A 22,586-nucleotide genomic window follows, 5' to 3' on the forward strand; every position below is an offset into this window, starting at 1 on the left:
GCATGTGCGCCCATGGAAAGGGTAGAAATAGACTCAAGGCTTTGTCATGAATCAAAAATCCTGGCTGCTCAACCTCAGCCTTCTGAAAACGCACCCGACGTATCGCGCCGTATTTATCGCTCGCTTTATCTCCATTTTGTCCCTCGGGCTGCTCGGCGTGGCCGTGCCGGTACAGATCCAGACCCTGACGCACTCCAGCTGGCTGGTGGGGTTATCCGTCACCTTAACCGGCGGGGCGATGTTCATCGGCCTGATGGTCGGCGGCGTGCTGGCGGACCGCTACGAGCGTAAAAAGCTGATCCTGCTGGCGCGCGGCACCTGCGGCGTGGGCTTTATCGGGCTGTGTCTGAACGCCATGCTGCCGGAGCCGTCGCTGATCGCCATTTACGCCCTGGGGCTGTGGGACGGTTTCTTCGCCTCGCTGGGCGTGACGGCGCTGCTGGCGGCAACGCCCGCGCTGGTCGGGCGCGAGAATCTGATGCAGGCGGGGGCGATCACCATGCTCACCGTGCGCCTCGGCTCGGTGATTTCGCCGATGGTGGGCGGCCTGCTGCTGGCGACCGGCAACGTGGCGTGGAATTACGGGCTTGCGGCGGCGGGGACCTTTATCACCACTCTGACCCTGTTGCGCCTGCCGAGGCTGCCGCCTCCGCCGCAGCCGCGCGAGCATCCGCTGAAGTCCCTGATGGCCGCTATTCGTTTCCTGTTCAGCAACCCGCTGATTGGCGGCATTGCGTTGCTCGGCGGCCTGCTGACGATGGCGAGCGCCGTGCGCGTGCTCTACCCGGCGCTGGCGGGAGAGTGGCAGATGAGCGCCTCGGAGATTGGCATTCTTTACGCCGCCATTCCGCTCGGCGCGGCCTGCGGGGCACTGACCAGCGGCAACCTGGCGCAAAGCGCGCGTCCGGGGTTGATTATGCTGCTTGCCACGCTGGCGTCGTTTATCGCCATTGGCTTCTTTAGCCTGATGCCGGTGTGGGCGCTGGGGGTGCTGTGTCTGGTGATTTTCGGCTGGCTGAGCGCCATCAGCTCTCTTTTACAGTACACCCTGATCCAGACCCAGACGCCGGAAGGGATGCTCGGGCGCATTAACGGCCTGTGGACGGCGCAGAACGTGACGGGGGATGCGATTGGCGCGGCGATCCTCGGCGGGCTGGGGGCGATAATGACCCCGGTGGCCTCGGCGAGCTGCGGCGGGTTTGCGTTAGCGATGGTTGGCGTAATTTTATTGGCGGTTTTGGTGGAGTTGCGTCGGTTCAGGCAGATCCTGTAGGTCGGGTAAGGCGTAGCCGCCACCCGACAAAACGCCCGGTGGCGCTGCGCTTACCGGGCCTACGGGAAACGTGCCTCTTATTTAAAAATTGAATTCAAACGCTGCAACACCAACATCGCGCTGTAATAATCCAGGCGGAACGTCTCGGTTCCCAATGCCCAAACCCGTTTGTTTTTCACCGACGGCAGATGCGCCAGCAGCGGGTTGGCGTAAATCGCATCCACGTCTTTCTGGTCGCCCGCAAACACAAACAGCCCCTCGCCGTTCAGCCCCGTCGCCAGGTTTTCTCCACCCAACTGAATAATGTCGTGGCGTTTGCCCTGGCTTTTGGAGGTCTGCAGCCCGGCGGGCAGCTCCGCCAGCGTAAAGCCCAGCTGGTGCAGCAGCTTGCCCTGCGCGGATTCAGCGGTCCACAGGTTGGCGCTGTGCGCGGCGGCGGTGTAGACGATGGCGTTCACCGGCTGCGGCGGCAGCTTCATCTGCTCTTTTACCTGCGCGAGCTGTTTATCAAAGGCGGCAATGCGCCCGGCGGCCTGTTTTTCCTTACCGGTGATGGTGCCCAGCTGGGTCAGCAGTTCCTGCCAGCTCTTGTCGTCGTAGTTGATGATAAGCGTCGGCGCGATGGCGGAGAGCTGGTCGTACAGCGCCAGCGCGGAATCCCCGCCAGTGGCGCTTACCAAAATCAGGTCCGGCATCTGGGCGGCAACCGCTTCGGCGCTCGGCTCGCCGATGTACAGCCGCGCAACCTTGCGCTGTTTCGCCATATCCCCCCACTGGCGCAGGAAACCCTGCCCATCCGCCACGCGGTTGTTCGGCGTGGTGGCGCCGCTGGCGATGACCGGGGCGTCAATGGCCAGCAGGGAGCCGGTTAAGGTCACGCTGGTGGAGACAATGCGCGTCGGCTTGCTCTCAAGGGTATGCACGCCGCGGCTGTCGGTGACCTGGCGCGGCCAGTCGGCGGCGGTCGCTGAGGTTAGTCCTAAAACAAAAAGACCTGTCAGAAGAAAGGCATTACGGCAAAGGGCAGGGAATTTCACTGAGCGGCATCCTGTTATCGTTGAAGTTAATGCTTCTCATTTTCATGATTGCCGGGAAGGGATGCAAGCGTTTGTCGCACAAGTTGTTTGACCGACGGTTGACAGCGGGGCGCTGTGGGATTAGGTTAGCCGACGAAAATATAAATGATAATCATTATTGCTTCTTTTATCATTTTGAGGAGGATGATATGGATACGTCCCTGGCTGAGGAAGTTCAGCACACCGCAACCACGCTGCAATCAGACAGCTTTTTCTTTATGTCGCCTTACCGCAGTTTTACAACGTCCGGCTGCGTTACCCGCTTTTCTGAGTCCGCCGTTGGCGGCGACGATCCGGCAGGCCGCTTCCAGCAGAAATTAGCTCAGGCTTTTCAGAACGCGAAGGCCAGCGGCATCGCCCATCCGGTCATGGTAGGGGCAATCCCATTCGATACCCGCAAGCCGTCGTCGCTGTTTATTCCCGAACGCTGGCAGACGTTTTCTCGCCCGGCGCGTCAGCAGTCTTCACGCTATTTCTCCGGCGCGCAGTCACTGAATATTGAAAAACGTACCGAGATCCCCCCGCAGCCTGTGTTTGAAGAGATGGTCGCCCGCGCCGCGGCGCTGACCGCCACGCCGCAGGTGAACAAGGTCGTGCTGTCGCGCCTGATTGATATTGCGACAGATAACAACATTGATAGCGGTGCGTTGATGGAGCGTCTTATCGCTCAGAACCCGGCGAGCTTTAATTTCCACGTGCCGCTGGAAGACGGAGGCGTGCTGCTGGGGGCAAGCCCCGAACTGCTGCTGCGCAAAGAGGGCGCGCACTTTAGCTCGCTGCCGCTGGCAGGCTCGGCGCGTCGTCAGCCGGATGACGTATTGGATCGCGAAGCGGGCAATAAGCTGCTGGCATCCGAAAAAGACCGTCACGAGCACGACCTGGTGACCCAGGCGATGAAGGCCATTCTGGCACCGCGCAGCCACCATCTCAGCATGCCGGATTCTCCTCAGTTGATTACCACGCCGACGCTGTGGCATCTGGCAACGCCGGTAGAGGGCGAGGCGCGTGAAAATGAAAACGCCCTGACGCTGGCCTGCCTGCTGCACCCGACGCCGGCGCTGAGCGGTTTCCCGCATCTGGCGGCAAAACAGCTGATTGCCGAGCTGGAGCCGTTCGACCGCGAGCTGTTCGGCGGCATCGTCGGCTGGTGCGACAGCGAAGGCAACGGCGAGTGGGTGGTGACCATCCGCTGCGCGCGTCTGCATAAAAACACCGTTCGCCTGTTTGCCGGTGCGGGCATTGTTCCCGCCTCCTCGCCGGTGGGCGAGTGGCGCGAAACCGGTGTGAAGCTCTCCACCATGCTCAACGTATTTGGTTTGCACTAAGGAAGACTCATGACCATCCCTTTTACCCGCTGGCCTGAGGAATTTGCCCGCCGATACCGCGAAAAAGGCTACTGGCAGGATCTGCCGTTGACCCACATCCTGACGGATCGCGCAGACAGCGATGCCGTGGCGATAATCGACGGCGAGCGGCACATCACCTACCGCGCGTTTAATCAGGCGGTCAACAACCTGGCGTCCGCCCTTGAAGCGCAGGGGCTACACCGCGGCGAGACCGCGCTGGTGCAGCTCGGCAACGTGGCCGAGTTTTACATCACCTTCTTCGCGCTGCTGCAAATCGGCGTCGCGCCGGTGAACGCGCTCTTTAGCCATCAGCGCAGCGAGCTGAACGCCTACGCGGAGCAGATCAAACCCGCCGTGCTGATTGCCGATCGCGACCACACGCTGTTCGCGGGTGATGATTTTCTCAATACCTTTGTGGATGCGCACCGCTCGGTACGCGTCGTGCTGCTGCGCGGCGATAAGGGCGAACATGCTCTGGAAGCGGCGATTGCTCGTCCGGCGGATAACTTCATTCCGAACCCGACGCCCGCCGACGAAGTGGCCTTCTTCCAGCTCTCCGGCGGCAGCACCGGCACGCCGAAGCTGATCCCGCGCACGCATAACGATTACGACTACAGCATTCGCCGCAGCAACGAGATTTGCGGCATTACCGCCGAGACCCGTTATTTGAACGCGCTGCCCGCGGCCCATAACTACGCCATGAGCTCGCCGGGATCGTTAGGCGTCTTCACGGCGGGCGGCTGCGTGGTGCTGGCGAACGATCCGAGCGCCACGCTCTGCTTCCCGCTGATTGAACGGCATCAGGTTAACGTCACCTCGCTGGTCCCTCCGGCGGTCAGCCTGTGGCTACAGGCAATTGCCGACGGCGCGGGGAACGCGCAGCTCGCATCCCTCAAGCTGCTGCAGGTGGGTGGCGCGCGCCTCTCCGCCACGCTTGCGGCGCGCATTCCGGCGGAAATCGGCTGCCAGCTTCAGCAGGTGTTCGGCATGGCGGAAGGGCTGGTGAACTACACCGCGCTCGACGACGCGCCGGAACGCATCATCAACACCCAGGGCCGTCCGATGTGCCCGGACGACGAAGTGTGGGTGGCGGACGAGCACGGTAACCCGCTGCCGCGCGGGGAAGTCGGACGTCTGATGACGCGCGGGCCGTACACCTTCCGCGGCTATTTCAACAGCCCGGAACACAACGCCAGCGCTTTTGACGCCGACGGCTTTTACTGCTCCGGCGATCTGATTGCCATTGACGAGCAGGGCTACATCACCGTGCAGGGGCGCGAGAAGGATCAGATCAACCGCGGCGGGGAGAAGATCGCCGCCGAAGAGATTGAAAACCTGCTGCTGCGCCATGAGGCGGTGATCCACGCCGCGCTGGTGAGCATGGAGGACAGCCTGCTGGGCGAAAAAAGCTGCGCGTATCTGGTGGTAAAACAGCCCCTGCGCGCGGTGGAGGTGCGCCGCTTCCTGCGCGAGCAGGGCGTTGCCGAATTTAAGCTGCCGGACCGCGTGGAGAGCGTGGATGCGCTCCCGCTAACGCCGGTCGGCAAAGTCGATAAGAAACAGTTGCGCCTGTGGCTTGCAGAACGCGCCCGGGGCTGAGGAACAGAGAATGGCTATCCCAATATTAACCGCTTACGCGCTGCCGACCGCCGCAGAGCTGCCGACTAACAAGGTGAACTGGAGCTTTGAGCCGGAACGCGCCGCGCTGTTGATCCACGATATGCAGGAGTATTTCCTGAACTTCTGGGGCGAAAACAGCGCGATGATGCAGCAGGTGGTGGCGAATATCGCCAGACTGCGCGCTTACTGCAAAGCGCACAATATTCCGGTGTACTACACCGCCCAGCCGAAAGAGCAGAGCGATGAAGACCGCGCCCTGCTGAACGACATGTGGGGGCCGGGCCTGACCCGCTCGCCGGAGCAGCAGCGCATCGTCTCTGAACTAACGCCGGACGAAGCCGACACGGTGCTGGTCAAGTGGCGCTACAGCGCGTTTCACCGCTCGCCGCTGGAGCAGATGTTGAAAGAGACGGGCCGCAACCAGCTGCTGATTACCGGCGTGTACGCCCATATCGGCTGTATGACCACCGCCACTGATGCCTTTATGCGCGACATCAAGCCGTTCTTTATTGCCGACGCGCTGGCGGATTTCACCCGCGACGAGCACCTGATGTCGCTGAATTACGTAGCAGGGCGCTCGGGACGCGTGGTGATGACCGACGAGCTGCTGCCGTCCGTTCCGGCCTCGAAGGCCGCGCTGCGCGAGCTGATCCTGCCGCTGCTGGACGAATCCGACGAGCCGATGGATGACGAAAACCTGATCGACTACGGTCTGGATTCGGTGCGCATGATGGCGCTGGCCGCCCGCTGGCGCAAAGTGCACGGCGATATCGACTTCGTGATGCTGGCAAAAAATCCCACAATCGACGCCTGGTGGGCGCTGCTGTCCCGCGAGGTGAAGTAATGGCGGGTTTCGATTTTACCGGTAAAACGGTCTGGGTGACGGGCGCGGGCAAAGGGATTGGCTACGCGACGGCGCTGGCGTTAGTGGAGGCGGGCGCGCAGGTGACCGGCTTCGATCTGGCGTTTCCGCTGGGTGATTATCCGTTCGCCACCGAAACGCTGGACGTGGCGGATTTTGCCCTGGTCAGCGATGCGTGTGGCCGTTTGCTTAATACCCTTGAGCGTCTGGACGTGCTGGTTAACGCAGCGGGCATTTTGCGCATGGGGGCGACGGACCAGCTCTCGCAGGAGGACTGGCAGCAGACCTTCGCGATCAACGTCGGCGGCGCGTTCAACCTGTTCCAGCAGACGATGGGCCAGTTTCGCCGTCAGCAGGGTGGGGCGATAGTCACCGTGGCGTCCGACGCGGCGCACACGCCGCGCATCGGCATGAGCGCCTACGGTGCCTCGAAAGCGGCGCTGAAAAGCCTGGCCCTGACCGTCGGGCTGGAGCTGGCGAGCAGCGGCGTGCGCTGTAACCTGGTGTCGCCAGGCTCAACGGACACCGACATGCAGCGCACCCTGTGGACCAGCGACGACGCGGAGCTGCAGCGTATTCGCGGCTTTGGCGAGCAGTTCAAGCTCGGCATTCCACTGGGCAAAATCGCCCGCCCGCAGGAGATTGCCAGCACGGTGCTGTTCCTGGCATCCGATGCCGCCAGCCATATCACCCTGCAGGATATCGTGGTGGACGGCGGCTCCACGCTGGGGGCGTGATGATCTGGAAACGTCATTTATCGCTTGAGGAGCTGAATTCCACCAGCCAGAACACGATGGTGGGGCATCTCGGCATCGTCTATACCCGTATCGGCGACGACACGCTGGAAGCGGAGATGCCGGTGGATGCGCGCACCCATCAGCCGTTTGGCCTGCTGCACGGCGGCGCGTCGGCGGCGCTGGCGGAAACGCTCGGCTCAATGGCCGGGTATCTGATGACCCGCGACGGGCAGAGCGTGGTGGGGACGGAGCTGAACGCCACGCACCATCGCGCGGTCTCTCATGGTAAGGTGCGCGGGGTGTGTCAGCCGCTGCATCTGGGGCGCTCAAGCCAGAGCTGGGAGATTGTGGTATTCGACGAGCAGGGGCGGCGGTGCTGTACCTGCCGGTTGAGTACGATGGTGTTGGGTTGAACGGTGCAGAATTGCCGGGTGGCGGCTTCGCCTTACCCGGCCTACACCTCACACGTAGGCCCGGTAAGCGAAGCGCCACCGGGCAATGTTTACAGCATCGATACCACCCGCTTCAACAGACGAATTCGCGGGACAATCGACGCTTTATCCAGCCATTCCGCAGGGCTGTGGAACCCGGCGCCAATCGGCCCCAGGCCGTCGAGCGTCGGGATGCCCAGCGCGGCGGTGTGGTTGGCGTCGCTGCCGCCGCCGACCGCCTGCCAGGTAATGTCGATACCCTCCGCTTTTCCTGCCGCTTCAACCTGCTGCATCAGGGCCTGAGTCGCTTTACTGGTTGCCATCGCCGGTTTGTGATTCACCCGCGCAAGCGTAGAGGTCACGCCGTCTAAAAAGCCTTTTTCACATAACGCCTCCAGCGCCTGATTCACCCGGTCATACTCGTCGTTTTCCCAGAAGCGCACGTCCAGTTCTGCCACGGCGCTGTCCGCGACCACGTTGGCCGCGCTGCCGCCGTGAATCACCCCGACGTTGAGCGTGGTGCCGCGATCCCAGTCGGTTAGCGCATTAATCGCGATGACGCTGTTTGCCAGCGCGGTAATTGCCGAACGACCTTTCTCCGGGTCGTTGCCCGCGTGTGCCGCCACGCCGCTGAAGGTGAGGTGATAGCCCGCCATCCCTTTACGCGCTTTCACCAGTGAACCGTCGGCGCGGGCGGCTTCGCAGACCAGCACGCAGCGTGAACGCTTCGCCAGCTCGCCAATCCATTCGTGGGAATGGACAGAGCCGGTCTCTTCATCCGGGTTCATCGCCACGGCAATCGCGAGACGATCGTTGTCTGCGGCGTCGAGCCCGCGCATTGCCCACAAAATATTCAGAAGTCCGCTCTTCATATCCGAGACGCCGGGGCCGTACAGGCGGGTATCGTCCTCGCTCATCGGGCGCTCGGCGACGGTGCCGGGGGCAAATACGGTATCCAGGTGCCCGACCAGCAGCACGTCAAAGCGTTCGGCCTGCGGTTTGTTGCTGACGAACACGCCGGGGCCCACCTTATCGCCCAGATTAACCTGCTCGGTGTGCCAGCCTTCGCGTTGCCAAAGCTGCTGCATGATGCCTGCCACGGCGGCAACGCCCGCAATGGTCTGGGTGCCGCAGTCCATGTTCACCAGGGTTTTCAGCTCTTCAATGTAATGGTCAAGATTCATGTTCACGTCCTGTTCAGAGAATAATGCGCATCAGCAGCATGGCTAAAAACGCGTTGACGACCGAGATGGCGATCATCAGCGGGATACGTTTAGCGCGGGTGCCGATCACGCCCAGAATGCGGCCCAGATACTGCACCTGCGAGCCCATCAGGTAGATGGCGGGTGCCAGGATCGCCAGATGCTCGCCAGTGATAATGCCTTTATCAAACAGGCCAATGGCGACGCCTATCCCGCCGCCCATCGACATCCAGCCGCCAATCAGTACCGCGGCGGCCTCACCTGGCAGGCCGAACAGGCCCATTAACGGGGCGAAGATCATGCCCAGCCCTTTCAGGGCACCGGTAATTTCCAGCGCTTTGATGATGATAAACGCCATCACCACGTTGGGCAGGGTGCTGCTGGTGGCAATGCTCCAGCCTTTGCGCGCGCCTTCGACGAAGACATCGGTAATGACGGGGTTAGACTGTGGGGCAGTCATGCGGCGTCTCCTTTACGGGTGAAGGACAGGATCAATCTCAGCAGATTTGCGCCCACGATTTTTATGATGAACATGACGGCGATACAGGCTCCGATGGACGTGGGAACCGCCGCCGTGCCGTCAACGGCGACCAGCGTGAAGAGGATCGCCCCGGAAGAGAAAAAGTTGGTGATCATCGCCCCGGCGGAGAACTGGAACATGGCGAAAACGTCTTTCTCTTTTTCGCTGATTTGCCCTTCGTCTGACAGATTACGGGTAAGCGACGCGCCCACGTCGGTGCTTTGCAGGCTGCCAATCAGCGCCAGCCCGGTGGTGCCGGGAATGCCCAGTAGCGGGCGCAGCAGAGGGGTTAAGAGTTTGCGGGCGGCACGCAGCGCGCCATAGTGTTCCAGCACGTTGATCATCCCCAGCGCGAACATCACCGCGGGAATTAAACCGAGCGCGAAGAGAAACCCGTCCATCGCGCCGCTGCCGCCGGTGCCGCGAAAGGCGCTGCTGGCTGTGGTTAACGTACCGTCATCCAGACTGGCTTTACTGACCACTTTGCCAAACGCGCCGTTGAGGGTGGTGAAATCAAAGACGCCGTACCACTCTTTTCCGCCTAACAGGCCGGAGAAGAAAACGGCTGCAAACGCCAGGGCGAAGTACGCGCCCGGCCCGACCTTATGATCCTGAGGTACAGAACTGTTCATATCCTTTTCCTTGTATGTACGCGATTGCGCAGGATCATTCTGGCGAGGTTATGAACAAAAAAAATGATACAAATCATTCCGTAAGGCGGCGCAGGGATGAAAAAGGCAAAAGTGTGACCGAGGACGTCACGAAAGTGATCGGCTTAACAATGTGGTGTAAATGTCTGGTTTGACCACGCATTATTGCGTTTCAAAGTTGTTAAATTTTTCCGGTTGTTCTAGAAACAAAATGTAACATCTCACTGTTTCACAACAACGGATAACCACTATGAACAACTCAGGGAAATACCTTACATGGGCAGGGCTCTCCGTTGTGGGAGCCTTTGCCCTGGGCTATATCGCCCTCAACCGGGGGGAACAGATCAATGCGCTCTGGATCGTCGTCGCCTCCGTCTGCATTTATCTGATCGCGTACCGTTTTTATGGCCGCTATATCGCGAAGAACGTATTAGGGGTTGATGCGACGCGCATGACGCCTGCCGTCCGCCATAACGACGGGCTGGACTACGTGCCGACCGACAAAAAGGTGCTGTTTGGCCACCACTTCGCGGCGATTGCCGGCGCGGGCCCGCTGGTGGGGCCGGTGCTGGCGGCGCAGATGGGCTACCTGCCGGGGATGATCTGGATCCTCGCGGGCGTGGTGCTGGCGGGGGCGGTGCAGGACTTTATGGTGCTGTTCGTCTCCACCCGCCGCGACGGTCGTTCGCTGGGCGAGCTGGTGAAAGAGGAGATGGGGGCAACCGCCGGGGTGATTGCGCTGGTGGCGACCTTTATGATCATGGTGATCATCCTCGCGGTGCTGGCGATGATCGTGGTGAAAGCGCTGACCCACAGCCCGTGGGGAACCTATACCGTTGCCTTCACCATTCCGCTGGCGCTGTTTATGGGGATCTACATTCGCTATCTGCGCCCGGGGCGCATTGGTGAAGTGTCGGTGATTGGTCTGGTGTTCCTGGTGTTCGCCATTATCTCCGGCGGCTGGGTGGCGGAAAGCCCGACCTGGGCACCGTTCTTCGACTTTACCGGCGTACAGCTGACCTGGATGCTGGTGGGCTACGGCTTTGTGGCGGCGGTGCTGCCGGTGTGGCTGCTGCTTGCCCCGCGTGACTACCTCTCTACCTTCCTGAAAATCGGCACCATCGTCGGGCTGGCCATCGGCATTTTGATTATGCGTCCGACCCTGACCATGCCTGCGCTGACCAAATTTATTGACGGCACCGGCCCGGTCTGGACCGGTAACCTGTTCCCGTTCCTGTTTATCACCATCGCCTGCGGTGCGGTGTCTGGCTTCCACGCGCTGATTGCCTCCGGCACCACGCCGAAGATGCTGGCGAATGAAAATCAGGCCTGCCTGATTGGCTACGGCGGCATGCTGATGGAGTCCTTCGTCGCCATCATGGCGCTGGTCTCGGCCTGCATTATCGATCCGGGCGTGTACTTCGCGATGAACAGCCCGATGGCGGTGCTGGCACCTGCCGGAACCGTTGACGTGGTGGCATCCGCTGCACAGGTGGTGAGCGGCTGGGGCTTTGCCATTACCCCTGAAACGCTAACGCATATTGCTAATGAGGTGGGCGAGCAGTCGATCATCTCCCGTGCGGGCGGTGCGCCGACGCTGGCGGTGGGGATGGCCTACATCCTGCACGGCGCGCTGGGCGGGCTGATGGACGTCTCCTTCTGGTATCACTTCGCCATCCTGTTCGAGGCGCTGTTTATCCTGACGGCGGTGGACGCAGGAACCCGTGCGGCGCGCTTTATGCTCCAGGACCTGCTGGGGTGATCACGAGGACGAGTCGTAGGACGACGGGGGAGGGGGTGGACCTGCTGGGGTGATCTCCCCAAACCTGAAGCGTACCGATTCGCTCCCGGCTAACCTGCTGGCGACGGCGCTGTGCGTGCTGGCGTGGGGCTACTTCCTGCACCAGGGCGTGGTCGACCCGCTGGGTGGGATTAACACCCTGTGGCCGCTGTTTGGTATCGCCAACCAGATGCTGGCGGGCATGGCGCTGATGCTCTGCGCGGTGGTGCTGTTCAAGATGAAGCGCCAGCGTTATGCGTGGGTGGCGTTAGTGCCAACCGCATGGCTGCTGATTTGTACCCTGACGGCAGGCTGGCAGAAAGCCTTCAGCCCGGACAACAAGGTGGGCTTCCTGGCGATCGCCAACAAGTTCCAGGCGATGATCGACAGCGGTAAGATCCCGGCGCAGTACACCGAGTCGCAGCTGTCGCAACTGGTGTTTAACAACCGTCTGGACGCCGGGCTGACTATCTTCTTTATGGTGGTGGTCGTGGTGCTGGCGTTGTATTCTCTCAAAACCGCGCTGGCGGCGTTGAAAGTCGACAAGCCAACGGCGAAAGAGACGCCGTACGAGCCGATGCCTGAAAACCTGGAAGAGATTGTCACCCAGGCCAAAGGGGCGCATTAACCTGTGAGCCGGGGGGCGCTAGCGCTTACCCGGCCTATATTTCCTGTGAGACCAAAATTATGTTCGACACCCTCTCCAAAGCAGGTAAATACCTGGGCCAGGCCGCCAAAATGATGATTGGCGTGCCGGACTACGACAACTACGTCGAGCATATGCGCGTCAACCATCCGGACCAGACGCCCATGACCTACGAAGAATTTTTCCGCGACCGTCAGGACGCCCGCTACGGCGGCAAGGGCGGGGCGAAGTGCTGTTAACCCTCTTTCGGTAAATAGAGGCTGATTTGCTCCTGCTTGCAGCCGTAAATGGCTGCCAGTTTTTCACGGGTGCGCTTTTGTGGGCGAGAGTCCAGCGCTTCCAGTTGTGACACGGCGGACTGGCTGATGCCGAGTTTCTCCGCCACTTCCTGCTGGGACATGCCGCGCAGGATGCGCCATGCGGCCTGCAGGCTGACGTTCTGCCAGGTCATGATGCTGCACACTTCTCCCGGCAATTCCACGTCATCCAGACTATCGTGTTCGACCTCAATATCCTCCAGATCGTCGTCGGTTTCGTTGTCAATTTCTGCCATCTGTAAGAGCATACGAAAATATTCGTGATAGGGAATAACGACGTACTGCGTTTTCCCGTTATCGTCCTTGATTAGCTGTACAGCCATAGTTGGCACTCTCCTCATGCAGGTAAGTCGTTGAAGTTCTGCGCTTGACGGCCAAAACATAACAATGGTCATTGGGATCGTCCCGAAGCGTATAGACGATGCGGTAATCGCCTACGCGAAGCCGGAAATGATTTTCTGTCGTCGATATTTTTTTGATATCGGGCCGGGGAGCCGCGCGGTCATCCAGCTCGGAGAGCTTTACCTCAATGCGACGCTGATACCGCTCGTCAATCTTTGAAAACGCCTTCTTTGCACCATTGGACCAGACAATCTTCATCCGTACCTCCACTGTACGCCCACACAAAATATAAGGAAATAATAAGGCTATTAGATAAATTCCGAATTTCTAATGGGGTACTGTAGAGCGGCGAAAAAACGGGAGAAAGCGGCAAAATGCGAACCGTCGAGAGCGCTCGAGAAGGCCTCTGTCGGGCGACAGAGGCTTGCAGGAAAAATGCGATCAGGCGTTCAAACCGCCGTCCACGTCCAGGCCGGTACCGGAGATCTGCCCGGCAGCCGGGCTGGCAAGAAACGTGACCGCCGCTGCGACGTCTTCCGGCTGACCGTAGTGGCCCAATGCAATAAGCTGACGCTGAGAGTCAGCCTGGTCCCCGTCCTCCGGGTTCATATCGCTGTTGGTGGGGCCGGGGTGGACCAGATTAACGGTAATGCCGCGCGGCCCTAAATCACGGGCCAGCCCGCGGGTGAGGGAGTTGAGGGCCGATTTGGTCATCGAGTAGACGGCGATACCCGGCTGCGCCACGCGGTTTGCCAGACAGCTGCCGATGTTGATGATGCGCCCGCCGTCGGACATATGCACCAGCGCTTCCTGAATGGCGATCACCACGCCGCGGATGTTGACGTTGATAAGGGCGTCAATGTCCGCCAGCGTCATGGACTCCAGCGGGCCGCCGCGCGCGATACCCGCGTTGTTAACCAGAATGTCCAGACCGCCAAGGGAGCGCGCCGCATGGGTGACGGCATCCTGAATCGCCTGCGCGCTAGCGCTGTCCGCCTGCACGGCTTCGCTGTGTCGTCCCAGCGCCTTAATCTCATCGGCGACCGCCTGGGCTTTATCGGCCGATTTTTCATACGTAATAATCACATCTGCACCGGCGCGCGCCAGCGAGAGTGCAATTGCCCGACCCAACCCGCGGCTGGCACCGGTAACCAGCGCCTTTTTACCTGTTAAATCGATCTGCATGATGACCTCGTTGCAAGAGTAGAAAGAATCATCATTAGGTATAGCCTGTCGGCGCGATTAACGGCTGAAGGATTCTACTTTCTCAAACGCGGCGCGCAGAACGTCAGGCGTTAGCGCAACCGGCAGATAGTGAATCGACTCCACCGGGCGCAGGGTGTGGGCAATGACCTGATCCAGTTCGTCGCGGTTATTGATGTCGACGTCCAGCGCGCGAAGCGTGGTCGGCAGGTTAAAACGCCGGTACGCCGTCACCAGCTGCGCCAGCACGTCGTCCTGGCCGAGCAGGGCGCTCTGCACCAGAATCCCGTAGGCTACCTTGGTGCCGTGCAGGTATTTTTCCGTCTGCGGCAGCACAGTTAAGCCGTTGTGTACCGCATGTGCTGCCGCCACGCGGGTATAGCGTTCGCCCAGACCGCCGACCATCCCGCCGCCGGCAATAATCGCATCCACCACGTTCCTGAACGCCTGGGTTTGTTCGCCGCGCTGCTGGTCAGCCAGCGCTTCCTCGCTGTGCTCCAGCAGCACGTCGCGTATCGCCAGCGCGCCGTTGATGCCGAGCCGCACGGTCAGCGGCAGGTTTTCAGGCTGTGGGGCGAGCACTACCGCTTCGTACCACTTCGCCAGCGTATCGCCGATGCCCGCCAGCAGATATTCCGCCGGGGCGTTAAGGACGATCTGCGGCTCCACCAGTACCAGGAAGTTGGCGTCGTCGAAGATCTCAAAATGCAGCGCCTGACCGGCATCGTTGTACCAGACGGAGAGCGGAGTCCACGCCGCGCAGGTGGCGGCAATGGTGGGGATGCCCACGAACGGCACCCCTAAGCGGCGCGCCACGGCCTTCACGGTATCTATCACCGCGCCGCCGCCGACGCCAATCACCACGCTGGCATCGCTGCCGGATTCATTCACCAGATGGCTGACGTCGCGCTCGCTGCAGTGGCCCTTAAACAGCAGGTGCTTCGCGCCCGGCGCGTTAAAGCTCTCCGGCAGGAAAGGACGCGCGCCTTCGATAGCGCGCTCGCCGTAGATCCACACCGCGCGGGAAAGCTGTTCCGGGGTAAAGAAATTTTCCAGCTGCGCAAGGCTTCCGGGGTGAGAGAAGTAGTTCGCCGGGCCAGGCACGACGCGGATATCAGTGTTGCTCATGGTGTTGTCCTTTTTTAGCAAGCGCTAACCCGATGTTATGTCTGGACATCCGGATGGCTAATAATATTTCGCTTTATCTTATGCCTTTTCCGTCGTTGTCAGTCAACCGGAGCTGTGAAAAATTCGATAAATCAGAAGAGTAATGAAGGATTTACGCGGATGGTTTCCAGTCGCCTTGAGATGCGCGGTATCAGCCTGGCCTTTTCCGGCTTTCAGGCGCTGTCGCGCGTGAATTTCACCTTAACCGGCGGATCCGTACATGCGCTAACTGGTGCCAACGGTGCGGGGAAATCGACCCTGATGGCGGTGCTGTGCGGCACGCACAACCACTATGAGGGTGAGATCAGCATTAACAACCAGCCGGTGACGATCCGCGAACCGCTTGATGCCAAACGGCTGGGGATCCACCTCGTGCAGCAGGAGGTGGACGTAGCGCTGATCCCGGGGTTGAGCATCGCCGAAAACATCATGCTCGACCAGCTGGCGCTGCCGGGGCATCGCTTCAACTGGCGCGCGACCCGCCAGCAGGCGAGACAGGCGCTGGCGCAGCTCGACGTGACGCTGGACGTTCGCCGTTCCATCGACGGCTGTTCGCTGGCCGAAAAGCAGCAGATTTTGCTGGCGCGGGCGCTGTCCCACCACTGCCGTTTTTTGATTCTTGATGAACCCACCGCGCCGCTGGACGCGCACGAGAGCGAGCGCCTGTTTGCGGTGGTGAGACGTTTAAAGCAGCAGGGCATCGGCGTGGTGTTTATCTCCCACCGCATTCACGAGCTGAAGGCCATCTGCGACACCTTAACGGTGCTCCGCGACGGCAAGCTGATCGAGTCCGGCCCGATGGCCGATCTGAGCGGCGAAGCGATCGTCGAGAAGATGCTCGGACACGTGCTAAGCGATATCTACCCGCCCGCGCGGCCACCGCACGGCGACGAAACGCTGCTGCGCGTTGAGGGGCTTCACGATGACGCGCTGCTGAAAGATATCTCCCTGCACCTGCGCAAAGGCGAAATCCTCGGCATCGCCGGGCTGGCGGGCGCAGGGAAAACCGAACTCTGCAAGGCGCTGTTTGGTGCCAGCAAAAGCCGCGTGGCAAACGGAGAGTTGAATCATCAATCCTGGCAGCCGCGCGACCCGGCCGACTCCGTGCTGCGCGGGCTGGCGCTGGTGCCGGAGGAGCGCCGCAAAGAGGGCATTTTTATCGACGAGCCGGTGAGCATGAACCTTGCCGTGTGTGCCGATAACAGCTTTTCGCGCTGGAGCCTGTTTGGCCATCGTCAGGCGTGGCGCTGGGCGGAAGAGGTGATTGCCCGCGTCGGCGTTCGGGCGCGCGGGCCGGGGCAGATCCTGCGCCGTCTGTCCGGCGGCAACCAGCAGAAGGTCGCCATCGGCAAATGGCTGCGCAATGACGCCAGCGTGCTGATATTCGACGAGCCGACCAAAGGCGTGGACGTGAAGGCCAAAACCGACCTGTTCCAGCTGATTGACGGCCTGGCGCGCGAGGGCAAAGGGGTGATTTACGCCTCGGGCGAATTTGCCGAGCTGGTCGGGCTGTGCGACCGCATATGCGTGCTGTGGGACGGGCGCATCGTGGCGGAAATCGCCGGGGCCGAGGCCCGCGAAGAGACACTACTTTATTATTCAACCGGAGGAACGGCGTCGTGAGCAAGGCCCTTTCAGTGAACGCGGCGGCGTCTGGCCGCCAGCAGATTTTCGATTTTCTCTACAGGTGGGGCATGCTGTTGACCGTCGTCGCGCTGGTGGCCGTCTTTGGCCTGGCGTCGGACAGCTTCCTCGATCCGAACAACATCATCAATATTCTGCGCTCGATTGCCATCGTGACGGTGATTGCCATTGGCGTGTCGATTTCATTGACCATCGGCGGGTTCGATCTCTCCGTTGGATCCACCGCCTCGCTGGCGAACGCGCTGGTGATTTCCCTTTTCGTCTGGCACGGCTTTGGTACCACCGAGTCGATTCTTATAACCCTTGCGCTCTGCACGCTGGTGGGGCTGTTTAACGCTTTTCTGATCGTCATTCTGCGTATTCCGGACATGCTCGCGACGCTTGCCAGCCTGTTTGTGATCCAGGGCGTGGCAATGACCTACAGCTACGGCGGGTCGATTACCGAGAACATGGTGCTGCCGAGCGGCGACATGGCGGAAGGAACCATTCCGGCGGCGTTCAGCCTGCTGGGGCAGGTGCCGACGATTGTGATCGTCATGCTGGTGGTGACCGTCCTTGCGCAGCTGGGGCTGTCGTTGACCACTCACGGACGCCGGATGTACGCCATCGGCGGCAACCCCGAAGCCGCGCGTCTCTCCGGCATTCGCACCACGCGCTACAAGGTGGCGGCCTACGTGATCGCCTCGCTGCTGGCGGGACTGGGTGGGATTTTGCTGGCTTCGCGCATTGGCTCCTCGCAGGTGAATGCGGGTGGCGGATACCTGATGGACGCGGTGGCGGCGGCGTGGATTGGCTTCTCGCTGGCCGGATCCGGCAAGCCGAATGCGCTGGGAACCTTGGTCGGGGCGGTCATTCTCGGCGTGCTGTCGAACGGGCTGGTGATGCTCTCCGTGCCGTATTACGCCATGGACATTATAAAAGGGCTGGTGCTCGCGGTGGCACTGGCGATTACCTACATACAAAAACGCTGACAACACAACGGGATAAAAAATGAAAAAGATTGCACTCTCTTTAGTGGCACTTGGGTTGCTCACGGCTCTGCCTGGCTTCGCGGCTACGCCCGCGCCGCTTCCGGCCGCCATTGCCAACCATGACGGCCCGATCCGCATCGCGGTGATCCGTAACCTTGGCTCAGACGACAACACCACGCAGTTTATTGCCGGAGCAATTCAGGAAGGGAAAAAGCTCGGGTTTAAGGTCAGCACCTTTTTAAGCAACGGGGACGACGCCAAATTCCAGGACTTCGTGAACCAGGCGATCAGCCAGAAATATGACGGGATTATTCTCTCTCAGGGGCGCGATCCGTACTCCACCGCGCTGGTGAAGAAAGCGGTGGATGCCGGGATCAAAGTCTCGGTATTTGATACCGCCGTTAACGGTGAGATCCCGGGCGTGACCGTCACCCAGCAGGACGATGCCTCTCTGACAAATCTCTCCTTCGGCCAGCTGGCGAAAGATTTCAACGGCAAGGCCAATATCGTCAAGCTGTGGGTGGCGGGCTTCCCGCCAATGGAGCGTCGTCAGGCGGCGTATAAAGAACTGCAAAAGCAGTATCCGGACATCAAAGAGCTGGAGTCTATCGGCGCGGTCTCGTCTGACGTGCAGGGTGATACCGCCAACAAGGTGGGGGCGATCCTGGCGAAATACCCGAAAGGCAAAATCGACGCCATCTGGGGCACCTGGGACGCCTTCAGCCAGGGCGCGTATAAGGCGCTGAAGGAGAACGGCCGCACCGAGATCAAGCTCTACAGCATCGATATCTCCAACCAGGATCTGCAGCTGATGCGCGAACCGGGCAGCGCGTGGAAGGTGAGCGTGGCGGTGGATCCGAAGCTGATTGGCGCGACGAACGTGCGTCTGGTAGCGAACAAGATAGCCGGGGAAGCGACGCCAGCAACCTACGATTTTAAAGCGGCGGCCATTCCGCAGGCGCTGCTGACCGCCCAGCCGGGCCCGGTGAACGTGGCGTCTCTGGGCAAAATCATTCCGGGCTGGGGCCAGACGGAAGATTTTATCGCGCCGTGGTTTGCGACGCTGGAAGCCAGGTCAAAATAATGCCCGGTGGCGCTTCGCTTACCGGGCCTACGGTGTTGTAGGCCGGATAAGGCGTAGCCGCCATCCGGCGAAAGGACTTATACATGTCTGCATTACCTCAACCCGAATACAGCCGCAATATGCGGCTGATTGGCCATAGCGACCAGGGCGGTCGTCCGGACGGCGTACAGCTGATGGTGCACCGCGGTTTCGCCTATATCGGCCATATGGTGTCGCAGGGCTTTTCGATTGTCGACGTGCGCGACCCGAAGAACCCGAAAGCGGCGGGCTACGTGCCCGCGCCGCCCGGCACCTGGAACGTGCACCTGCAGGCGCATGACGACCTGCTGCTGGTGATCAACGCCCGGGATCTGTTTGCCGATGCCCGCTTTGCCGACGAGAAGGTCTACTACACCCGCCAGGTGGGGGAGACCGTCAGCGACGTGCAGGACAAAGGCTGGAGCGCCGGGCTGCGCGTGTTTGATATCTCCACGCCGGATAAGCCGCGCGAAATCGGCTTTCTGTCGCTGAGCGGCATCGGCATTCACCGCATCTGGTACGTCGGCGGGCGCTGGGCGTACGTCTCGGCGCTGATCGACGGCTTTACCGACTACATCTTCCTGACCATCGATCTTGCGGACCCACGTAAGCCTGAAGTGGCGGGGCGCTGGTGGCTGCCGGGGATGAACCAGGACGAAGGGGAAAAGCCGAACTGGCCGGAAGGGAAACGCTACGCGCTGCATCACGCGATTATCGCCGGGGATACCGCCTACGGAAGCTGGCGCGACGGCGGCCTGACGCTGCTGGACGTGAAGGACCGCACCCAGCCGAAGCTGATTAGCCATCGCAACTGGAGCCCGCCGTTTGGCGGCGGGACGCACACCGCGCTGCCGCTGCCGGATCGCGATTTGCTGGTGGTGCTGGACGAGGCGGTGCTCGACAATCAGGAAGACGGCGAAAAGCTGATCTGGCTGTTTGATATCCGCGAGCCGTCGAACCCGGTGAGCATCTCGACCTTCCCACAGCCGGATGAAACCGACTACGTGGCGAAAGGGGCGCATTTCGGCCCGCACAACCTGCACGAGAACCGGCCGGGGAGCTTTGTCAGCTCAACGCTGATTTTTGCGACGTATCAGAACGCGGGCGTGCGTGCGTATGACATTTCGAACCCGTATCGACCGGTGGAAACGGGGGCGCTGGTGCCCGCCGCGCCGGAGAAGATGATGGACACGCGGCCCAATCGCCCGCAGGTGATCCAGTCGTGCGACGTGTTTGTGGATGCGCAGGGGATTATTTACAGCACGGATTATAACGGCGGGTTATCGGTGATTGAGTATTTGGGGTAAGTGCGGTTTGGTGCCCTCACCCCGGCCCTCTCCCACAGGAAGAGGGAGAAAATCAGCTGTACTGCCGCACCCGTGCCACCAGCTCTTCCGCGCTGTCGATGCGGTCGGCAATGACGATCAGCGCTTTACCGAGCGTAATGGCGTGGCGCAGGCATTCGTGGCGCATGGCGTCATCCGCAATGGTGTCGATATCCGCCACGTGGGAAAGCCCGACGCTGCGGCGAATGAGCTCGGTGCCGCAGAAGCCAATGGCATCGTGCCAGACCTTTTTCAGAAACGCGGAGGCATAGCCCGGCGCGCTCAGCGCGGCGTCACGGGCTCTCTCGTTTGCCAGTGCCTGGAAGCGTTCCGCAAAGGTATTCCAGAGTTCCTGAATATCGGTCAGGCGCTGTTCGCGCGCGGCGGCGGCATCGCGAATGCCCAGATGCCCCGGCAGGCCGCAGAAATTGAGCAGCAGGTTGCCGATGGCGGTGCCGATATCAAAGCCAATCGGCCCGAAATAGCCGAACTCGGCGTCGATGGCCTTCAGGCTGCCGTCCGCCACGAAGATTGACCCGCTGTGAATATCGCCGTGCAGGAGCGCTTCGGCGTGCGAGAAGAAGCGATGCTTCAGGGAGGCCACGGCAATCTTCAGCTGGGCGTCGTCGCGCAGGGCCGCTACGTCGTTTTCCAGCTCGGCCGGGTAGCTGTTGCGCTCGTGGATCTGGTACGGATCGTTGAAGAACAGATCTTCGGTGATCTCGCACATCTCCGGGTTGATGAATTTCGCCACCTGCGCTTTTTTCGCGTGCGGGTGCAGGTAGAAATCGCTGGTGTGGAACAGCGCGTGCGCGAGGTATTCGCCCAGCTGCTGCGCCGCCTGCGGGTAGTAAATGTTGTTGATCAGCTCGCCGCGCCAGATGCGATGGCTGGAGAGATCTTCCATCACCATTACCGCCAGCTCCGGGTCGAAATGGTGGATTTTCACGGTGTGCTGCGGGCTGTGCTGGTAGTGCTCGACCAGCGTTTGCGCCTCAAGACGGGCGCGGTCCAGCGTCAGCGGCCAGGACTCCCCGACGCAGCGCACGTAGGGCAGCGCCTGCTTAACGATGATGCGGCTCACGCCCGCGCCGTCGAAAATTTTAAAGACCAGATTGAGGTTGCCGTCGCCTACCTCCTGCGCCTCCACCAGCGATGATGGGTCATCAAGGCCGCCAAACTGCCTGGCATATTCCACGGCGTCCTGAGCGGTAAAGGTACGGTATTGCGACATGGCCTGTTCCTCACGGGTTTGCTAATAAAGACATATGGACGTCTATACATCTGGATTTCATCCTGACACAATGTGCTACATCAACGCAACAGGGAATTAACGACATGCAGACATTACAGACGACCAGCCTGCGGGTGGCGGATAATCAGCTCTTTATTCTCGACCAGCAGGCGCTTCCGCAGGAGAAACGCTGGCTGGACGCCTCGACCGTAGAGGCGCTGGTTGGGCACATTCATGCCCTGCGGGTGCGCGGCGCGCCGCTGATTGGTCTCTCTGCAAGCCTGCTGCTGGCGCTGCTGGCGGAAAACGGCAAAAGCCGCGACGAGCTGGCGGCGGCGCTGGAAACCCTGCGCGCCTCCCGCCCGACGGCGGTGAACCTGATGAACAATCTCGACCGCATGAAGATTGCGCTGTGGCAGGAAGATTATGTTCCGGCGCTGGTGGCTGAGGCGCTGCGCCTGATTGACGAAGATAAACAGCTCTGCGACGCGATTGCGAAAGCCGGTAGCGCGCTGGTAAAACCCGGCAGCCGCCTGCTGACCCACTGCAACACCGGCGGGCTGGCAACGGCGGGCGTCGGTACCGCGCTCGGCGTCATTGCCCGCGCGCATCAGGACGGCAACGTCAGCAGCGTCTGGGTCGATGAAACCCGTCCGCTGCTGCAGGGCGGCAGACTGACCGCGTGGGAGCTTGGCGAGCTGGGCGTGCCGTATCAGCTCATCACCGATTCCATGGCCGCCAGCCTGATGGCGAAAGGGCAGGTCGACGCCGTATGGGTGGGCGCAGACCGTATTGCCGCCAACGGCGATGTGGCAAATAAAATTGGTACCTACTCTCTGGCGGTACTGGCGAAATTCCACGGAATTCCGTTCTACGTCGCCGCGCCGCATACCACGCTCGACCCGGACTGCCCGAACGGGAACGCGATCCCCATCGAGCAGCGTGCCGCCAGCGAAGTCACGGGCGTGGCAGGAAGCTTTGGCGCGGTACAGTGGGCACCGGAAAATGCACGGGTCTATAACCCGGCCTTTGACGTTACGCCTGCCTCGCTGATTAGCGGCTGGGTACTGGATACGGGTGTGGTCACGCCGCAAGAGGTGGCGGAAGGGAAATTCGCCTGAGTCCGGCTATCCTTTAA

The 22,586-nt window shown here is 61.0% G+C and carries 21 protein-coding genes and 1 pseudogene; 13 read left to right on the forward strand and 9 right to left on the reverse strand.

The annotated features are described in order from the left end of the window. Positions 1-46: 46 nt before the first annotated feature. A complete protein-coding gene (entS, locus tag EXW94_RS15975; RefSeq protein WP_174340522.1) occupies positions 47-1,273 on the forward strand; it encodes an enterobactin transporter EntS in 1,227 nt (408 codons plus the stop codon). Between the two features lie 77 nt (positions 1,274-1,350). Here entS and fepB read toward each other — a convergent pair whose 3' ends face one another. Further along, a complete protein-coding gene (gene fepB, locus EXW94_RS15980) occupies positions 1,351-2,310 on the reverse strand; it encodes a Fe2+-enterobactin ABC transporter substrate-binding protein (RefSeq protein ID WP_174340523.1) in 960 nt (319 codons plus the stop codon). A gap of 188 nt (positions 2,311-2,498) precedes the next feature. Between fepB and entC the strand changes: the two genes are divergently transcribed. The 5 genes from entC to entH are packed head-to-tail and all read left to right on the forward strand — an operon-like array spanning position 2,499 to position 7,327. Next, positions 2,499-3,674 (forward strand): isochorismate synthase EntC, encoded by a 1,176-nt coding sequence (entC, locus tag EXW94_RS15985; RefSeq protein WP_174340524.1) that lies wholly within the window; start codon positions 2,499-2,501, stop codon positions 3,672-3,674. Positions 3,675-3,683: 9 nt separating this feature from the next. After that, on the forward strand, positions 3,684-5,294 hold the full coding sequence (entE, locus tag EXW94_RS15990; RefSeq protein ID WP_174340525.1) for a (2,3-dihydroxybenzoyl)adenylate synthase EntE: 1,611 nt from the start codon (positions 3,684-3,686) through the stop codon (positions 5,292-5,294). Positions 5,295-5,304: 10 nt separating this feature from the next. Next, positions 5,305-6,159 (forward strand): isochorismatase, encoded by an 855-nt coding sequence (locus EXW94_RS15995; protein WP_174340526.1) that lies wholly within the window; start codon positions 5,305-5,307, stop codon positions 6,157-6,159. Next, positions 6,159-6,914 (forward strand): 2,3-dihydro-2,3-dihydroxybenzoate dehydrogenase EntA, encoded by a 756-nt coding sequence (gene entA / locus EXW94_RS16000; RefSeq protein ID WP_174340527.1) that lies wholly within the window; start codon positions 6,159-6,161, stop codon positions 6,912-6,914. Before EXW94_RS15995 ends, entA begins: the two co-directional genes overlap by 1 nt. Continuing rightward, positions 6,914-7,327: a proofreading thioesterase EntH gene (gene entH / locus EXW94_RS16005; protein ID WP_174340528.1), complete on the forward strand. Its 414-nt coding sequence runs from the start codon at positions 6,914-6,916 to the stop codon at positions 7,325-7,327. Before entA ends, entH begins: the two co-directional genes overlap by 1 nt. 89 nt (positions 7,328-7,416) lie before the next feature. Here entH and EXW94_RS16010 read toward each other — a convergent pair whose 3' ends face one another. Genes EXW94_RS16010 through EXW94_RS16020 form a run of 3 tightly spaced genes read right to left on the reverse strand, consistent with a single transcriptional unit; the run spans position 7,417 to position 9,699 of the window. Beyond that, positions 7,417-8,529, reverse strand: coding sequence for a M20 family metallopeptidase (locus EXW94_RS16010; RefSeq protein ID WP_174340529.1), 1,113 nt, complete (start codon positions 8,527-8,529; stop codon positions 7,417-7,419). Positions 8,530-8,542: 13 nt separating this feature from the next. After that, positions 8,543-9,007: a YjiG family protein gene (locus EXW94_RS16015; protein ID WP_174340530.1), complete on the reverse strand. Its 465-nt coding sequence runs from the start codon at positions 9,005-9,007 to the stop codon at positions 8,543-8,545. Beyond that, positions 9,004-9,699: a nucleoside recognition domain-containing protein gene (locus EXW94_RS16020; protein ID WP_174340531.1), complete on the reverse strand. Its 696-nt coding sequence runs from the start codon at positions 9,697-9,699 to the stop codon at positions 9,004-9,006. Before EXW94_RS16020 ends, EXW94_RS16015 begins: the two co-directional genes overlap by 4 nt. 268 nt (positions 9,700-9,967) lie before the next feature. On the opposite strand from EXW94_RS16020, the pseudogene cstA reads away from it, so the two are divergent. After that, positions 9,968-12,125: pseudogene (gene cstA, locus EXW94_RS16025) on the forward strand (pyruvate/proton symporter CstA). 59 nt (positions 12,126-12,184) lie between these two features. After that, the gene (locus tag EXW94_RS16030; protein ID WP_006809671.1) at positions 12,185-12,382 is read left to right on the forward strand and encodes a YbdD/YjiX family protein; all 198 of its coding nucleotides are present in this window, start codon (positions 12,185-12,187) and stop codon (positions 12,380-12,382) included. Here EXW94_RS16030 and EXW94_RS16035 read toward each other — a convergent pair. The 4 genes from EXW94_RS16035 to EXW94_RS16050 all read right to left on the reverse strand — a co-directional run bounded on the left by EXW94_RS16035 (position 12,379) and on the right by EXW94_RS16050 (position 15,133). Continuing rightward, the gene (locus EXW94_RS16035; protein WP_174340532.1) at positions 12,379-12,783 is read right to left on the reverse strand and encodes a helix-turn-helix domain-containing protein; all 405 of its coding nucleotides are present in this window, start codon (positions 12,781-12,783) and stop codon (positions 12,379-12,381) included. The genes EXW94_RS16030 and EXW94_RS16035 overlap by 4 nt on opposite strands. Further along, a complete protein-coding gene (locus EXW94_RS16040) occupies positions 12,755-13,060 on the reverse strand; it encodes a type II toxin-antitoxin system RelE/ParE family toxin (protein WP_174340533.1) in 306 nt (101 codons plus the stop codon). Before EXW94_RS16040 ends, EXW94_RS16035 begins: the two co-directional genes overlap by 29 nt. A gap of 183 nt (positions 13,061-13,243) precedes the next feature. Beyond that, the gene (locus tag EXW94_RS16045; protein ID WP_120159123.1) at positions 13,244-13,987 is read right to left on the reverse strand and encodes an SDR family NAD(P)-dependent oxidoreductase; all 744 of its coding nucleotides are present in this window, start codon (positions 13,985-13,987) and stop codon (positions 13,244-13,246) included. 57 nt (positions 13,988-14,044) lie between these two features. After that, positions 14,045-15,133 carry an oxidoreductase gene (locus EXW94_RS16050; protein WP_174340534.1) on the reverse strand — a complete coding sequence of 363 codons (1,089 nt, stop codon included), beginning with the start codon at positions 15,131-15,133 and terminating at the stop codon, positions 14,045-14,047. Between the two features lie 159 nt (positions 15,134-15,292). On the opposite strand from EXW94_RS16050, the gene EXW94_RS16055 reads away from it, so the two are divergent. The 4 genes from EXW94_RS16055 (at position 15,293) to EXW94_RS16070 (ending at position 20,196) form a co-directional block, all read left to right on the forward strand. Beyond that, complete coding sequence (locus tag EXW94_RS16055; protein ID WP_174340535.1) at positions 15,293-16,795, forward strand: sugar ABC transporter ATP-binding protein; 1,503 nt, start codon at positions 15,293-15,295, stop codon at positions 16,793-16,795. Further along, positions 16,792-17,787: an ABC transporter permease gene (locus EXW94_RS16060; RefSeq protein WP_023334863.1), complete on the forward strand. Its 996-nt coding sequence runs from the start codon at positions 16,792-16,794 to the stop codon at positions 17,785-17,787. The genes EXW94_RS16055 and EXW94_RS16060 overlap by 4 nt, the downstream gene beginning before the upstream one ends. 19 nt (positions 17,788-17,806) lie before the next feature. Next, the gene (locus EXW94_RS16065; RefSeq protein WP_174340536.1) at positions 17,807-18,871 is read left to right on the forward strand and encodes a sugar ABC transporter substrate-binding protein; all 1,065 of its coding nucleotides are present in this window, start codon (positions 17,807-17,809) and stop codon (positions 18,869-18,871) included. Between the two features lie 83 nt (positions 18,872-18,954). Continuing rightward, on the forward strand, positions 18,955-20,196 hold the full coding sequence (locus EXW94_RS16070; protein WP_174340537.1) for an LVIVD repeat-containing protein: 1,242 nt from the start codon (positions 18,955-18,957) through the stop codon (positions 20,194-20,196). Positions 20,197-20,248: 52 nt separating this feature from the next. Here the strand turns inward: EXW94_RS16070 and mtnK are convergent, their stop codons facing one another. Further along, positions 20,249-21,448 (reverse strand): S-methyl-5-thioribose kinase, encoded by a 1,200-nt coding sequence (gene mtnK, locus EXW94_RS16075; RefSeq protein ID WP_174340538.1) that lies wholly within the window; start codon positions 21,446-21,448, stop codon positions 20,249-20,251. Positions 21,449-21,552: 104 nt separating this feature from the next. Here mtnK and mtnA point away from each other — a divergent pair, with 104 nt between their 5' ends. Further along, positions 21,553-22,569 (forward strand): S-methyl-5-thioribose-1-phosphate isomerase, encoded by a 1,017-nt coding sequence (mtnA, locus tag EXW94_RS16080; protein WP_174340539.1) that lies wholly within the window; start codon positions 21,553-21,555, stop codon positions 22,567-22,569. The last annotated feature ends 17 nt before the right edge of the window (positions 22,570-22,586 follow it).

The organism is Enterobacter sp. JMULE2 (assembly GCF_013337145.1).
Lineage (GTDB): Bacteria > Pseudomonadota > Gammaproteobacteria > Enterobacterales > Enterobacteriaceae > Enterobacter > Enterobacter mori.